The organism is Flavobacterium pallidum, assembly GCF_003097535.1.
Classification (GTDB): domain Bacteria; phylum Bacteroidota; class Bacteroidia; order Flavobacteriales; family Flavobacteriaceae; genus Flavobacterium; species Flavobacterium pallidum.
Genome location: NZ_CP029187.1, coordinates 2,107,813 through 2,124,814 on the forward strand (window position 1 = coordinate 2,107,813; position 17,002 = coordinate 2,124,814).

Annotated in this window: 8 protein-coding genes; 3 read left to right on the forward strand and 5 right to left on the reverse strand. The window is 46.8% G+C overall.

Annotation, left to right across the window (positions count from 1 at the left end; all coding sequences use genetic code 11):
- Positions 1-27 precede the first annotated feature (27 nt).
- The 3 genes from HYN49_RS08605 to HYN49_RS08615 all read left to right on the forward strand — a co-directional run bounded on the left by HYN49_RS08605 (position 28) and on the right by HYN49_RS08615 (position 1,443).
- Complete coding sequence (locus HYN49_RS08605) at positions 28-516, forward strand: VOC family protein (protein WP_108905002.1); 489 nt, start codon at positions 28-30, stop codon at positions 514-516.
- 42 nt (positions 517-558) lie between these two features.
- On the forward strand, positions 559-969 hold the full coding sequence (locus tag HYN49_RS08610) for an SRPBCC family protein (protein WP_108903735.1): 411 nt from the start codon (positions 559-561) through the stop codon (positions 967-969).
- Between the two features lie 222 nt (positions 970-1,191).
- Complete coding sequence (locus tag HYN49_RS08615) at positions 1,192-1,443, forward strand: hypothetical protein (RefSeq protein ID WP_108903736.1); 252 nt, start codon at positions 1,192-1,194, stop codon at positions 1,441-1,443.
- A 68-nt stretch (positions 1,444-1,511) separates the two neighbouring features.
- Here the strand turns inward: HYN49_RS08615 and HYN49_RS08620 are convergent, their stop codons facing one another.
- From HYN49_RS08620 to HYN49_RS08640, 5 genes are all read right to left on the reverse strand, one after another.
- Complete coding sequence (locus HYN49_RS08620; RefSeq protein WP_108903737.1) at positions 1,512-11,501, reverse strand: YDG domain-containing protein; 9,990 nt, start codon at positions 11,499-11,501, stop codon at positions 1,512-1,514.
- A gap of 210 nt (positions 11,502-11,711) precedes the next feature.
- Positions 11,712-13,538, reverse strand: coding sequence for a T9SS type A sorting domain-containing protein (locus tag HYN49_RS08625; protein ID WP_108903738.1), 1,827 nt, complete (start codon positions 13,536-13,538; stop codon positions 11,712-11,714).
- Positions 13,539-13,544: 6 nt separating this feature from the next.
- Entirely contained in the window at positions 13,545-14,717 is a 1,173-nt protein-coding gene (locus HYN49_RS08630; protein ID WP_108903739.1) for a porin, read from the reverse strand.
- Between the two features lie 2 nt (positions 14,718-14,719).
- Positions 14,720-15,442, reverse strand: a complete 723-nt coding sequence (locus tag HYN49_RS08635) for an SdiA-regulated domain-containing protein (protein ID WP_108903740.1) — start codon at positions 15,440-15,442, stop codon at positions 14,720-14,722.
- Positions 15,439-16,911, reverse strand: a complete 1,473-nt coding sequence (locus tag HYN49_RS08640) for an Ig domain-containing protein (RefSeq protein WP_108903741.1) — start codon at positions 16,909-16,911, stop codon at positions 15,439-15,441. Before HYN49_RS08640 ends, HYN49_RS08635 begins: the two co-directional genes overlap by 4 nt.
- Positions 16,912-17,002: the final 91 nt, after the last annotated feature.

The following is a 17,002-nucleotide window of genomic DNA, read 5'->3' on the forward strand; positions in this document are numbered from 1 at the left end:
AATCACAACCTTTTAAATCTTAAAAAAATGATACACACAGGAAAACTGATCAGCCCGTTTTTATGGTTTGATCAAAATGCAGAAGAAGCCGCGAAGTTTTACACCGGCTTCTTTAAAAATTCAGAAATCAAGTCGGTAACACATTACCCGCCAAACGGCCCGGCGCCTGAAGGCAGCGTGATGACGGTGACATTCGAACTGGACGGGCAGGAATTCACGGGATTAAATGGTGGTCCGGCCTTTAAATTTACAGAAGCGGTATCTTTCGTAGTGAACTGCGAAACCCAGCAGGAAATTGATTATTACTGGGATGCGCTTATTGAAGGCGGCGAATCTTCAGCCTGCGGCTGGCTTAAGGACAAATACAGATTATCATGGCAAATCTGCCCCGTACAGCTGTATGACATGTACACTTCTGGCAACAGTGAAGGCATCAACCGTGCATTCCAGGCGATGATGCAAATGGTAAAGCTTGATCTTCAAAAACTTCAGGATGCTTTTGACGGCAATTCATGATGACCATCTCAATTCTCAATACTCACATCTCAATATTATCTTATGAAAATTACAGTAAAAACAACAGTCAACGCCCCAGTGGAAAAAGTCTGGCAATTGTGGAATAACCCGGACGACATTACCAAATGGTGTTCTCCTTCGCCTGAATGGCATACGCCTAGATCCGAAAACGATCTTCGTGAAGGCGGGAGCTTTACCTCGACTATGGCGGCGCGCGATGGCAGCATGTCGTTCGATTTCAAAGGGACTTATACAAAAGTGGACCACAACCGGTTTATTGCCTATACGATTGAAGATGGCCGTAAAGTTGAAATCACTTTCGAAGGCCAGGCTGGTCAGACCATTTTAACGGAAACCTTTGATGCCGAAAATATTAATCCTGTGGAAATGCAACAGGGCGGCTGGCAGGCCATTTTGGATAATTTCAAAAAATATGCCGAGGCTGGCGTGTAAACCCGGTTTCCCCGAACTTATAAAACCTTCTTTGCGGAAGGTTTTTTTATTTTGGCTTAAGCCTTAAAACAAAATGGCAAAATGGCATTACATGTCCCTACATCAAAAGATGTATTTTACATTAAAACTGTGACATTTACAGCCGTTTTTTTTTGATTTCCAGCGTAATTATGCCAAATTTGTGTAGCTCCGAACCAACAAACACCACTTAAACACAAAACCATGGAAGTAATTGCAGTAGAATTAGAAGCCGACGACACCAGGTTTGCACTTGTCTACAAAAAAGTCAATGCCCTGAGCCGCATGCAGAAGGAACGGATTAAAAGGACTTACGCCAAGTTTTTCCCTGGACAGGAAATCATTATGATGTATGCCGAAGCCGACAAGCTGCCGCACTATTATGGCAAAGAAGACCTGATTGAATGGCTCGTCACGAACAATCACAGGTCAGAGTTTAAAAAGTATACTTTCTGAAGTAATTTTCAGCTTATTGGTTACAAAAAAGCCTCCCGAAGGAGGCTCTTTTAATTACATATATCTGATTAATATGCTGTTTTCTTATTGACGGTCTTCCCATCAACCGAAGTAATCTGGACAATCAGCAGTTGCTGTTCCGCCGTAAATTGGCTTACCATATAATTTGCTGCATTGATCCCGTTCCTGTTGAAAAGCAATCTTCCGCGGATGTCGAAAATTTTGATATCATCCATCAGGATGCTGCCAGCGTTGATTACAAGCTGCCCGTTTTGTTTATAAATCACAATACTGTTGGCATCAAGGATCGGTGTTACGTTCAAAGGCGCATTTTGGTACACGATTTCGAAACGGTTTGCAAAATTTCCGGCAGTCGTTGCGAAAGTATAACCGCCATCTTTAATGTTGTGATATATCCCGGTGAAATTGTCCTTGATGAAAATATCCTGCCCTTGTGAAAATAATCCGTCAACATGGTCAAGTGAAATCGTGAAATTGCCATCGGTCATCGCGCGGAAACCCATTGCCACAACATCAGTATCTGCAAACGGCAACGCTTTCCCCTGGATCGTATAAGGTGTATTATCGATGAGGTTGTAAATTGCGGAACTTTGTCCCTCAATCGATTTTCCGTCAAAAGCAAGGTCCAGGGCATTTGTAGCACCTTCAATATAACCCACAAGCATTTGACTGATTTTTGAACCATTGACATTCAGGTTTAACCAAATGCGTCCGTCCTCAGTATCAGCAACGTTCCCATTCCTGAAGAATTGATTCCCATGATTGTCAGCACGCATGGCATTGGTAAACGAAACCGTAGTCCCGGAAGCTACATTCACCACAAATCCCTGACCTGTCTGGATGAAACCGTTAGGAGCGGCACTTCCTGAAGCAGAAGCCGCACCAGTACTGTTAAACGTTGCATAATTTTCTCCTGAAGCCGCAGCCTGGTTAAAGTGTGTCCAGAAGTAAAGCGTTCCTAAGGCCGGATTCGCAGTAAGGAAAGCCGTAGCGCTCATCGGGGACGGATATGGGTTACCGATCATATTGTATCCTTGTCCCGCATGCGTTGCCTGAATCGTGATGTTACCGTTATTAGGTGTACCGGCAAAAAGGCCTGTAAATGCCTGCGGTGTAGCCGGGAAGGTATTCGGAGCCCTGACCATATATCCTTTTGCAGGTACGAACGTAGTGTTGGCTGGGTTCACTGAAGTGAAATTATTGCTTGCTTCGTCCATAACATAAAAACGGTTGGTCAGTGTTTCCGGAGAGAAATTTAACAATGACTGGGTTCCTGTTACGGGAGACGACCAATACACATAATCCTGACGACGCATTGAAGCGGTCCTGCTCACTTTAACGATACCAGTATTTACGGCATTATTAACCTGTATAAGGTTGGCGTTGTTTGCAAGCACGATACCATTATTCACTGTACTAACAGCGTTTTGTACCGTAAGCGTTGTTCCTGATGCCACATTCAGCACTGCCGGAGCATTGACTGTCAGGATATCAGCCTCAAACCCGCCCTGGATTGCCGTATCATAGTTTCCATTGATAATGGCTTCGGTAAATAGGGTAGGGCCGCTTGCGTTAGACCATTGTGTTCCATCCCAGGTAATGCTGGCAGGGACAACACTTCCGTAAAGCGTCACGTCATCCAGCCTGAAAGTACCGCTGGCTGCTGCGGCTGGCGCCGTTAAATCGGCACGCTGTGTTCCGTAAGGATACAGCCTGAAAGTTACCGTTCCACCATTTGCGGAAGCGAAATCGGCGAAATCCCACGTGGCAACCGTGCCAACAGGTGCTGATAAAGGCGCTGCACCCCATGAAGTCGAAGTAGCAAAACCGTCTGTGCTGTAACGTACCTCAAGCTTATTTGGTGCCGAATTGCTCGCCTGCCTGAAGAATTCAAGCGAATTCAGCCTTACCTTATATCCGGAGGCAACACTTACCGAAAATTCGATGTAAGAAGTATTTACAACAATTGCAGTAGCATTCAATGTTGTAGAGTTGAATACATTTCCGGTCGAATTACAGGTAATGGTATTCCTTGTCAATGGTGTTCCTGTTGTATTGACCTGTACGAGTGCAATATTGCCGTTCGTCGGGCAGGCAGAAACGCCTGTGAATTGATTCAGGTAGAGGCCCTCCTTAATAGTCAGGTTTTGCGTAGCAGTTGCCAGGTTGTAATTGGTACTTGCCGCCTGTGTAGCAGTGATTGTCGTAGTGCCTTCACCCGTAATGTGGATCGTCGTTCCGGAGATGATTGTGGCTACGGCAGGATTCGAACTGCTGTATATGATCGGGTTGATCGCTGAAGTTGCAGAAGTAGCACCCGGTGCATAATCAGGTTCGAGCGTTGACTTCTGCGGAAGCGCATTGAACGTAATGGCCTGGTTTGCCTTGTTGATCGTTCCTGTTAATGAAGGCTGCAATAAAGTATATTTTGCAGCATCAGCGCCAACAAGTGTAAATGTCGTGGTTACCGGTTTGCCGATTCCGGCATTAGCATCATCAAAAGTACCGTTACCGCTGATCGTCACTACATCCGAGCCGACTACGCCAACTAAAGTAGCGCCTGTGATCGTTGCGGTATTCGTACCGTCATAAGTTTTTGTGGGCACAACAGCATTGGCCACTGTCAATTGTTTGGTGTCAACTGTCAGCGACTGGTTTACATTCGGTGCAGGGTTATAACTCGAATTGCCGTTTTGTGAAGCGGTAATCGTAGTCGTTCCGATACCTGTGATGGTTACGATATCACCTGAAACTGTAGCCACGGCAGGATTCGAACTGAGGTAAGTCACCATAAGTCCTGACGAAGCCGAAGCATTCAGCTGGAATGGCGCATCGCCATAAGTTTTGTTTGCCAATGCATTGAAAGTAATCGTCTGGTCCGCCAGTGTCGAATTGATCACATTCAATGGCTGAACCACATCTGCGGCAGCGAAATAATCGTTATTGCCTGCCTGTGAAGCGATGATATTCGTGACACCTGCTCCCACGATATGTACGATATTGTCCACAACTGTAGCAACAGCAGGGTTGGAGCTCGTATAAGTGATCGGAATAATAACCTCAGTGGCTGATATTGCGGTGAGTGTGAAATCAGGATCTGAAAATTCTTTCGTAGGAAGTGTATTGAATACTATGGTCTGGGTTCCTTTGGCCACTGTAAGCGAAAGCGTGGCTGTTCCCGTACCCGCGGCATTTGTTGCCGATAAAGTCACGTTGAAACTGCCAGCCTGTGTCGGTGTACCACTGATAACACCAGTGTTGGTATTTACGGTAAGTCCGGATGGAAGTCCTGTCGCATGGTAACTGGCAGGCGCATTTACGGCGGTTATCGTATAACCTGTTAATGCTGTTCCTACCGTTCCATTATCAGTTAAAACCGCATTTGTAATTGACGGAGCGATTAGTGCAGGGGCAAAGGCAACACCTTTTGCAATGGCACCGGCTCCTGCAGTGTATAAGGTCAGGTTACTCGAAGTAGAGATATTTATGGTACTGTTGAATCCGGCGGTATCGGTTAGCCTTAATACGCTGTTGGCTGTCAAGGCGCCCTGTCCGGTTGATACGAACAGGTAGGCGCCACCGCCTTGTGCTTTAGCAGCAATCGAGAATCCACCGAAAGTAGTGGTATAAGTACCGTTGGCAGTCCAGCTTCCGCTTACCAGTGAATATTTTGCTACAGTTCCGGCGGTATTTGAAGTGGCGTACATGGTATAAAGTATGTCATAAGCAGCGCCATTCGTCCCTGATGACATCAGGCAGAAATCCTGTAAATTGGTTACGCTCGCGGTTAATCCTGGCAGTAAGGTCAATGTGCCTCCTGTTGGTGTTGCGATAGTTCCTACTGCGATGGTGCTGCTTTGTGCATAAACTGCCCCGCCGTATGCTTTCACGCCCCTGAAGTTTCCTGACGGGCTGGGTGTTGTCGCGTTATTCGTATAAAAACCACCCTGATCACCGATGAATAGTACAGCGTTATCAAGGCTTGTGGCGCTACGGGCCTGCTGGCCTGAAGTACCGGTGTATGTAACGAGGTTAAAAGTCCCGGCGTTGTTTAAGGATCCTACACCACGGGTTGTCAAAGTATTGGCATTCGCTGAAGTGTTAGTGCTGTTGGCTCCGTTGAAATATAACTGTGTGCCGTCATTACTGTTGGCAAGGTATCCCGTTGAAGTGGCACTTCCTGAGAAACGCAATGCCGATGCACCTGTCCCGCTAATATTTGTTGTGGTAACGGTTCCCGCAGTGGACGGATTCAATTCGATAATGGAAGCGGTAGTATTAGCAGTCACGCCTGAAGGGTTTGTAACCAATACGGCTATATTCCCGTTTGTAAACGATGATGAGGTCACCGTAAGCAACTGTGCCACATCGGTGGCGGTATTGTAATTTGAATCGCCTGCCTGTGTGGCGGTAATGGTGCTTGTTCCGATCCCTGTGATGGTTACGGTATTTCCGGCAACAGTGGCCACAGCAGGGTTAGAGCTGATGTAAGCAATCGCCAGGCCTGATGAGGCCGATGCAGTCAGGTTGAAAGGCACATCGCCGGTGGTTTTTGTTGGCAAAGCGCCAAAAGTAATCGTTTGATCTGCCTTAAGGATATTTCCTGTAAGGGTTGCAGGCTGCGTAAGGAAATATTTAGCAGCGTCCGTTCCGCCTAAGATGAAATTAGTATTGACCGAAATCCCGTTTCCTGCATTTGCAGTAACAAAGTTCCCGTTCCCGCTGATGGTCACATTATCAGATCCGACGATGCCTACCAAAGTCGCGCCTGTAATTGTCGCGGCAGTAGTACCGTCATATGTTTTTGTGGCCACTGAAGCACCTGAAACAGTAAGTTCTTTTGTAGTTATGGTTAAAGGCTGCACTACATCAGGAGCAGGATTGTACCCTGAACCGCCAGCCTGTGAAGCCGTAATGTTTGTTGTCCCAACACCGGTAATGGTCACCACATTACCTGAAACCGTTGCGACATTCGTATCTGAACTGATGTAAGTAACCGTCAGTCCTGAACTTGCCGTGGCAGTAAGGTTGAAGCTGGCATCACCGTATACTTTGTTGGCCAGAGGATTAAAAGTAATGGTTTGGTTGGTCAGCGCCGGAGTGGTTACGTTGAGGTTCTGGTCCACATCTGCGGCAGCGTCATAATCAGCATTACCCGCCTGTGAAGCAGTAATGACAGTAGTTCCCGCACCTACAAGGGTAACGGTAGAGCCGCTTACGGTCGCTACGGCCGGATTCGAACTCGAATAAGTGATCGGGTTGATTCCGGAAGTTGGCGATGTAGCCGTTAAATTGAAAGCCGGGTCAGTAGTTTCTTTTGAAGGCAATGCCCCGAAAGTGATGGTTTGCGAACCTTTTGAAATTGTAATTTCCAAAGTTTTGGTATCAGTACCCAATCCGTTCGTTGCAGAAATACTTACGCTGAAAATACCTGCTGTCGTCGGAGTACCCGAAATTTCGCCGGTCGTGGTATTGAGAGCTAATCCGCCAGGCAAAACGACCGCATTGTAACTTGTCGGACTGTCAGATGCCGTAATGTTATAAGTAAAAGCTGTCCCTACCGCGGCAGTTGCAGTAAGCGGACTTGAAATTACCGGGGCGGCAGGGCATACGTTCAATGGTGCATCGCTGTTGCCGATCACCAGTGCTGTCGTTCCTCCGGCAGGGTTTACGGTATTCACCGCACTCCACGAACCGTCGTTGTCAGAAGCACAGCCTACAATGTTGTTGGCAAGATTCCTTTGCTCAATCCTTTTCACGCCATTGGCATTGACATTCGGGATAATGGCATTCCAGCTTCCCGCTGTAGTAGCATATCCTGTGACAACGCTTCCAATCGTGAGCCCGATATTTTCCACAACGGTAGATGCCAACGGCCTGCCTGTACCTGTAGTATTGTCATATAATTGTACGAAGTTTTTGACTGTAGCCGAAGAACTACTTTTGATGAAAGTACCATTATTGGCATTGGCAGCAGCATTAAAGGCAAGTACCTTGATGCTCTGGTCCATAGCCCATTTGTAAAATGCCAATCCGTTTGCATTTCCGATAGTGATTGTCGGATAAATGATATTTCCGGCGGTAAACCTGGCATTTCCGGTATTCACGAATCCGAACCAGCCGGTATAGTTACCAGAGGCATCAGTCGTGAAAGTTTCGTAATTCCCTGCTGTACTAAGGCTTGCGCTGGAACTGTAAATGTAAGTAGTACCAGTATTGTTAAGCAACAACGGGTTTCCTGCACCCGAGTTTGTCGTGCCGAAATCAATTGTTCCCCCACCCGTTGTGGCATTTGTAGCACCGTTGATGTAATATCTGTATGAAGTATTCGGTGCCAGTCCGCTTACCGTAGCACGGAACATAACCGGCAACCTTGTCGAAGTCCCTGAGCCCATGTATTGTGGCACAATAACACCTGTAAATCCTGTTTGTATCAGTAAAGGCGCGGCGATAACCAATGGTTGTACCACACTTAAAGCAGGATTGTAATTGGTGTCTCCGGCTTGTGAAGCGGTGATGTTTACAGTACCTGAATTCAGGATGGTTACCGTATTCGCTGATAATGAAGCAATTGCCGGATTGGTGCTTACAAGCGTAACGGCTAATCCTGAATCCGATGTTGCTGTCAAGACAAACGGCGCATCGGCTGTCGTTTTTGAAGGGATTGTCCCGAAAGTAATTGTTTGGTTGGCCCTGGCGATATCTGCGGTCAGTGCTAAGGGCGCCAGGTTGTAGTTTCCTGCATCATTGCCCGTAAGGCTATATCCTGTCACGGTTACCGTTTTTGCAGTGCCTGCGTCGGCGGTTGCGAAAGTGACAGAAGGTGTTCCTGCAATCGTTACATCTTCTGAACCTACAATCCCAGTCAGAGCAGGAGTTCCGCTGAGTGTTGCTGAAATAGTGCCATCATAAGTCTTGTTGTTTGCGGTAATTCCTGTGATGGTCAATATTGCCGGAGTGATATCTGCCGTAAGGCCTGTTGGCTGTGTAATGCTGTAATTTGGTGCGTCAGTGCCAGTAAGGGTTATGGCTGGAGTTACATTGATACCTGTTCCGATAGCAGCAGTTGCAAAATTTCCTGTGCCAACATATGAAACGGCATCCCCGCTGATGATACCCTGCAAAGTGCCGGTAATGGCAGCAGTATTATTACCGTCATATGCCTTGTTGGAAGCTATAGCTGCGTTTAGTATTAAGGTTTTTGGCGTAATATCGGCGGTAAGTCCCGTAGGCTGTGTCAGCGTATAGTTTGAAGCGGCGCTTCCGATTAAGGCAGCAGTCGGGGTGACGCTGATGTCGTTTCCGACAGTTTCAGCCGCAAAAGTACCTGTTCCCGTGAAAGACACGCTGTCAAAACTCACAATTCCTGATAGTGTACCGGTAATTACGGCATCAGTATTATTGTCATAAATTTTATCTGAAGCTACAGCACCTGCAATCGTAAGGGATTTGGGATTTACGGTTAATACCTGGTCTACCGTTGCTGCAGAATCATAAGTGCTGTCTCCGGCCTGCGAAGCGGTAATCGTCGTCGAACCCGCAGAAAGGATGGTCACGGTATTTCCTGAAACCGCAGCCACGCTGGTGTTCGAACTTACATATGATACCGTCAACCCTGAACTTGCCGTAGCATTAAGGCTGAAGCTTCCATCACCATAAGCCACCTGTGAAAGGGCATTGAAGGTAATGGTTTGGGCGGTATGCGCAGCCGTAATATTCGCCGTAAGCCCTGTTGGCTGTGTGAGTGTATAATAAGCTGACTGGGCTCCTGAAAGCGTACTCGTTGAAGTAACAGGAATGTTATTCGCTACGGCGGCAGAAGCAAAAGTTCCAGTTCCGTTCAATGTAACCACATCCGGAGCGATGATGCCTGAAAGCGTACCGGTAATGATAGCGTTGGTGTTGCCGTCATATATCTTATCCAGTGCGGCAGCGCCTGTGATGGTCAGTGCTTTTGGATTTACCATACTTAAAGCAGTGGCAATATCGGAAGTCACTGCGCCAGCACTAGCATTGGAGATATTTCCGGAATAACTGCCCGGAGTTGCTGTCGATGCCAAACGCACATAAATGGTTGTTGAAGCAATCGTACCTGCAGCACCAACCGTAATTGGTGAAGTGCTGCTGCCTACATTCGCTGAAAAATCCGAAGTAGTGGAAACCTCAAATCCAACAGGAGGGGTAACCGTAATGCCGGCAGCCATATTGGTTCCCGAAACGGTATAAGATGTTGTTGCCGAAGCTGTTCTGTAAGTTGTTGTTAAAGCGGAAAGCGTACCGCTCACATTGATTGTCGGTGTAAGGGCTTCAGGTACGATTTCGCCTGTGCTTAAAATAGCAGCGTGGCCTGAATATCCTGTAAATGAAATTTTAGCAAGTTGGGTATTGTCCAACCCTGATGCATTTGACCCAACAAAAATCTTACCAGCTGTTCCCGAAGCGCCTGCAGTTCCGGTCCATCCTGTAATCGTCAGCGTAGTACCGTTCCAGGTAATGAGATGGCTGTCTGCAAAAGTCAGCGTATGTGATCCTGCTCCCAAAGCAATAGTGGCATTGTTGTTCAGGTTTAAGGTACCTACTGTTTGCGTGAAACCCGTAGCTGTTCCCAAAGTACCGCCATTTAAGGTAACATTGGTTGAAGAAGCCAAAGCATTTGCAACCCCTAAATCCAATTTACCTCCGGCTATTGTAGTGGTACCTGTATAGGTATTGGCACTGGTCAGGGTTAAAGTACCCGCACCGTTTTTAATGATATTTCCGCTTCCTGCAAGCCTTGTTGTCAGTGTGTTCACTGCGCCTGCCCCGAAAGTAGTATTTCCTGATTGATTTATTGTAAGTGTATGTCCGCTTGCGAGGTTGATGGTTTGTGCAATAGTTCCCGTAACAGCCGTCCATGAGCTTGAAAGTCCGCTGATGGTTTGAGCGCTGTTGTTCAGGTTAATGGTCGTGGTATTGGTTGAAGTCTGTGCCAATGTCAAAGCCCCTGTACCCATTGATGAACCGCTGCTGACAGTCAGTGTGCCGTTGCCGATGCTTGTCCCGCCGGTAAGGTTATTGCCGGTTCCTGATAAAACCAAAGTTCCTGCCGCCTGTTTGAACAATGTTCCCGACCCGGTGGCATTTCCTGAAAAAGTAATTGAGTTTGCCGCGCCGCTTGGCTCGATCCTCGTATCGGCGCTGAGGCTTACAGTACCCTGCCATATTACGGCACCGGTATTGATATCCAATGAAGGCGTTGTTGTCTGGTTTGGATTAAATACCAAAGCCTGTGACGCGCCGCCGTAAGTTCCTGCCGCGTTAAAGCGAAGGCTTCCTGCAGTGTTAATGGTTACTGTCCCGGTTGTAGGTAATGAATTCACAGCGTCTATACGCATCCTTCCTGTACCACCTCCGGTTGCACCAATGGTTGTACCTCCTGTATAAGTATTGGTTCCGGAAAGGTTGAAATTACCGGTATTTGTAGCATTGAAAGAAAGCAGCCTTCCCGTACCGCTAATATTGCTGCTGATGACGATATTTCCCGTCCCATCGATATTCACGACGTTTGCCGTAGCGTTCCCGAGGACAATGCCTAAGGTTGTTCCTGATGCACCGCCCTGATTGTTTTGGAAGGTGAAGTTCCCCCCGGCATTCCTTATAATCGTGTTGCTTACCCCATTTACGGTTGCACCGTTCAATGTCAGTGTTCCGCTTGCGCCACCGCTGCTGTTCCCGACAAGCGGCATGTTTGTGGTTTTAGCCGAAGTCAATTCGATGGCTCCAACCTGTACATTGCTATTCGTATTGGAATTGATCCCGACTCCGACAGAAGTGCTCGTGGGATTGGCGCCAAACTGTGTTATACCGGTACTTGTAGGTACTGAGCCGCCGGTCCAGTTGCTGCCCGTAAGCCAGGCTGAGCCGCCAGTGCTTGTCCACAATTGGGCGCTTGCCTGGTGAAGGCCAAACAGCAGGAAAGCCAAAAGAATGAAGCTGTGTTTTAAAGAAACCACGCATTTTACTTTTGCGGCTGGGTTGTTAAGTAGCATTTTTTTCATAAGTAGGGTGTAAACTTTATTCTGTTAAAAATTCGCAACAAATTTAGTTTTATTTAAAAGTACACATGGGCATCCCTTATTACTATATGGTTAAAACTAAACGGCTGTTTTTTAATTTAATGTAAACAAAGCTAAATAGTCATAACTAAAAAATCCCGCAAGTTCGTTGCGGGATTTTTTTAAATGAGGTAACTGGCAGGATTTGTGCGGTTACCTGATGAGTTTGAGTACATTCCCCGCAGCGTTCCTTATGAAATAAATACCTTTTGAAAGATTGCTGATATTTAATTCGGTCGTGTTTTCCGCTCTCATAATTTCTTTCCCGCTGATATCTGATAGGGTTACATCTGCGGCAGCGTTGAAATAAATCATATTGCCATTTGCAGGATTAGGGTAGAAGCTGAAACGGTTGTTAATTTCTAAATCCGGTGTGCCCAATACAACATTTGTAAACCCGATATCATCCAGTGCCAATTGCGCACGGCTTCCCGTTCCGCTGATATAATAATACACCCAGCGTATTTCCACAAAATTCTGGTTGAGGCATTCCGCAGGCAATGGCGTTACGATATCCTGTGAAGTATTGTCATCGCCGCTGATATATTCCTGTACCTGCGGGAACTCGGTCCACCCGGCATTTGGGTTGCCGTTGCCGTTGCCAATACGGTATTGCATCCTCAACCCGTAAACCCGGTTGTTTTTCAGGATCGTCCTTCCGGTCCAGTTCAGGTCAGCCGAATCTACGAAGGTATCGCAACCGCATAAATTGTCTGCATTGGTATTAAGTGCCAGGACTATGGCACCGGCACGGCCGTTATCAATCATGGCCCCTGTGGCCTGAGTTGGATCTGAGCCGTCACATACTCCGGTAAACTGTGAGTTTCCAGTATTTATAAATGAAACGCCGTTATCGCCTTCGCCTGAAAATCTTGACCTGTTTGTAAGGTTGTATAGGCAATGCCAATCCTCGACAAATTGTACATCCAGGCTGGGATCAGTAACCGAATGTGTCCAGAAAGCCATGTGTTCCGGGAAGGTATTTATTGCCGAGGCTGGATCCCATGCCGTAAAAACCGGGCCAGCTTCCGGTTGTAAGTAAAACGGTTCAGGATCCGTCACATTCACGGCAACGGTAACACCGGAAAGATTTACAACAGCGTCGGAAACACCTGTAGTGCTGATGGTCAATGTTCCGGTATAACTGCCTGCGCTTAGAGCGTTCATCCTTACGTATACTATAGTTTCATTTACGATTCCGCCGCCTGGTGTCAACGTTAAAGCGTTTGTAAACCCTGTAGCGTCAGACAATGAAATCTCAAAACCGGCTGTAGCGGATAAAGTGATGTCGCCCGTAAGATTGCTTCCGGAAACGTTTACCGTGTGTGCCGGTGAAGGCGCGCCCAAAATCTGGTCAAAAGTCATCGCAGTCTCATCAACAGCCAGTTGTGGCGTATTGGATTGTGCGATCGATACATCGTCAATAATCAGTTTTCCGGCAGTACCACTTCCATCGCCCCTTGTTACTTTAAAGCGCACCAGCACTGCAGCCTGGTTGTTTGCAGCAGCAGGAAGCGCATAACTGTAATCTGCGAAATCGGCCTGGTCCGCATTCGGAAGCGAAGCGATTTGCTGTGTACCAATCCATGTCGAACCGGCATCCAGGGAAGTTTCCATTGTCAGGATGACATTCCTTGTTCCGGTCCCGTCACCGTTCAGCATTGATTTTGCCTTAAAGGAAAATGCCAGTGAAGAAGCCGATGTCATGTCGAGGCTCACGCGTACATCACCTGTAAAGGAACTTGTCGGGATGATGCTCAAAGCCGCTGGATCAGAAAAATAAACCGTTTCATCACGGAAAATCCTTGTGGCCGTGGCAGTCGGATTGACAAGGTTTCCGGTCCAGTTTGGAATAAATGCCACATCAGTACCTTCAGTAAAAGTAGCGTCGAAGCTTTCTGTTGCGGGAAACATGCTGATTTGCGCAAAAGCGCCCGTTCCAAAAACCAGCAATAATGGGATTAGTAATTTTTTAATCATATTGTTTTATTTAAAGTTCAATTGTAATCCGAGGCGGAATTGTTCTTTCCATTTAAAAGGGTCGACCGCTTCTTCTTTCAGGATGTTAAAGTACTGAAATTTTATCATAGCATCAAAACCGTCAATCTGGTAAGCGATAGCTGGTGAAAACCTCCTGGAATTGCCTTTGACAAGATCATTCAGGTCCAATTCCTCATACCTTGCAGAAAGGATGGTCCTGATGCTTTTGGCAAAATAATTCAGCTGCGCCACATAACCACCGGAAAGGAAGTAACCGCCGGTTTGCGCTGCAGCAAGATTGTGCAATAATGGATCGTTGGCCAAGGCCGGTTCTCCCTTCACCTGGTGCATTTCAAACTGCCCCGAAAAACCCATGTATTGAAAAGCAGCATCAAATCCATAAACATATTTCTTCCCATTGATGACTTTCAGTCCGTATTCGCCTTCCGCATTTTCCGGAAACACTTCGCCTTCAGGCAGTGTTTTGTTGGCATAGCGCGCATTAATTCCTATTGTAAACATGGGAATCGGGGTAATCCTGTCGTCAATATCGCGGTAACGGAATCGGGATGGATAAGAAAAATCAACCCTTGCCGCATATTCCGGCTGTCCGCTGGCATCATTATCGCCCTGGAGTGAAAGTTCGCCCAAACCGGTGTAGATTCCGGCGTAAACATTCAGGCGCTGGTTCAGGAAATCTTTCATAATGGTTACACCCACATCCCTTTGGCTGAAAATATCGCCGCGAACCAGATCGGCACGTTGCCAATATGGGGAATATGCGAAAGGCACCATCGAGCTCCTCGAGTAAAATAATTTGCCATATCCCACCTGCACATCGAAGAGTTTCAGCCCTTTGTATTTTACGTAAGCATCCATCAATCCCGGATTTTCCGGATCGGGTTGCGCATTGCTGTTATTGGCAGACATGTCGGCGAAATCCATCTGCAGTTCATACTCCCAGATGTTCCCGATACGGCCCTCGAGCTGCAATTGTGCATCGCGCAATTTAAAGCGGTCTTTGTCTTTTTCAAATTCACCATCCTTCAAAGCACGATAATTGTAATAGGCGGACACGCTACCGCTGATTTCAAGCGTATGGTTCCCATTGGTCAGTGTGAGTTGTGCCGAAGCGCCTGAAACCGACAATAAAATAAGATACAGGTAGAAATGTTTCATGATTATTGTTGTTCAGGGTTTTTGAAGAAGTATAGTTTTTTCATATCGTCGCAAAGCACCAGCATGTTCCCGTCTTTATCGAAAGTGAGGCCTTCGGGATTGATTAACGGGAGTGTCCATCTGGCAACCACTTCATATGTTTTCGGATCCAGTTTAAAAACAGTACGGTCTTCGTCACTGAGCACCCACAAATGATTGTCATGGTAAGTCGCCGCAGAAATATCACGTGCGATTTTACTAAGGTTGATTTCATTTTCGACTTTTAAATCGGCATCCAGTTCGAATAAATACACAGGGTCTTTTTCAGTCAGGATCACGAATTTGTTTTTGGCCTTGTTGAATGTCAGTGCTTCATAGCCTTTATTCCTTCCTCCGGAATAGCTTAAGGTGACGGTTCGGACCAACTTCAAAGTCCCGGCATCGAAAATCCTGACTTTCCTTGTCGCTTCCTCAACAGCATAAACAAATTGATTGTCCGCGTAAACCGCTTCGTTGTCAATCCCGGCATAGTCGGCTTTGCGGACGATTGTTCCTTCGGCATCGGTTTCAAAAAGCCAGCCTTTGTCGCTGACGATGTAGGTTTTCCCACTTTCGCTTACGCAGATATCGGACGGCTCGGGAATTTCAAGCGAAATGCTGTTGTAAGGTTTTATACCAGCTGCTTTTTGCGCATGCAAAGCCGAAAAAAGCAGCAGTGCAGCAACGTTGAATCTTAGGTTGATCATAAACTGTTTCCGTGTATGGTTAAATTGTCAAAACGATTGTTTCCGCTGGCACCTGATGCTGATGCACCGCCAAATCTGATGCGGAATATGAAATTCGGATTATTCGCAACGCCTGGAATTCCGGACAGGTCGAGTGTCACCAATTCGAAATTCGGTTCGGCAGGCGGACTGTAAGTGGCCATTGGCAATCCGGCAGTAATAAAATTGGTGCCATCGATGCTGTACGAATATTGCTGTTCTGAAGCGCCGGAGCCTGTCCTTTCTGTGGCGAATTTTATAACAATATCAGTATACCCCAATGTAGACGCTTTAACGTCAATGCTCCTGGTGTTACTTGGATTCCGGACCCTGAGTCCAAGCCCTTCCGCGTCGTCACTTTGTGTGTTTAAAGCAGATCCGGGTGTCACCTGGTCCATATAACCCGCACCAGTTCCCGGATAAGTGATGGTGGTATTGGCAGCAGCCAGGAGGCTGAAATCGGCATTTACCGTTGTAAGGGTTCCTGTAGGCAAGCTATTGAAGTTCCAGTAATGTATCAGCGCAGCTTCAGGAATGGGGCTTACGCTAATGCTCAATGTTGCCGTTGTATTGCCAAAAGCATTGATGGCTGTAACGGTATAGGATGTCGGCGCACTTAAAACCGTCGGCGTGCCGCTGATAATTCCAGTTGACGGATCAATCGACAAACCTTCGGGCAGGGCAGGGGTAATGCTGTACGAAATCACGGAACCGGTTATGGCAGGCACTATTGGCATGATGGCTGAATTTATTGTAAAGGCATTGTTTTGGGCATAACTCAAATCGGTGGGCGCTGCACCGTTCGCCATCGGAATGGCTTGAAGCGTAAAGTTGTCAAATCGGTTATTACCCGTTATCCCTGAAGCATTATCGCCGCTAAAAGCAATCCTGAGCTTAAAATCCGGATTGTTATCGGTAGCGATGATGGCCGAAAAATCCAATGTCACCAAATCGTTAACAGGATCTTCAGGAGCGTTATGGGAGGTCTTTTCTAAACCGGTCGTGATATAATTGATGCCATCAATCGTGTAACTGTAGTTTTGGGTTACGGCACCCGAACCGCTTCTGGCTGTAGCAAATTTGATGATGGATTTCTTAAACCCGGTGGTAGGCAGGCTTACGATTATTGCCCTCGTATCACTCGGATTCCTTGCCCTTAAACCGGAACCGTCGGCATCTGAATTTTGTGCATTCGTACTGTAGCCTGGTGCGAAATCATCCATATAACCCTCACCATTGCCTTCATATGCAATGGATGCTTCTCCGGGAATCAGGCTCATATCAGGCAAAGCTTCTGTTACTGTGCCAGAAGGCAAAGCGTTGAAATTCCAATAGTGTACTAAGACGGCCTGTGGGTCAGTAATGACGGTGGTTTCAGTGATGTCCCTGTCGGAGGTGCAGGAGATCATCAGGGCAATTAAGGCAGTGAATAAAGTGTAGTGGTATCTCATTGGTAAAGTTTCTGCAAAAGTACCTGCTTCACTAAAGTTGTCTGTTATTGTAATATTATCTGATTGTTAGCTTAAATATAAAAACCCTGAT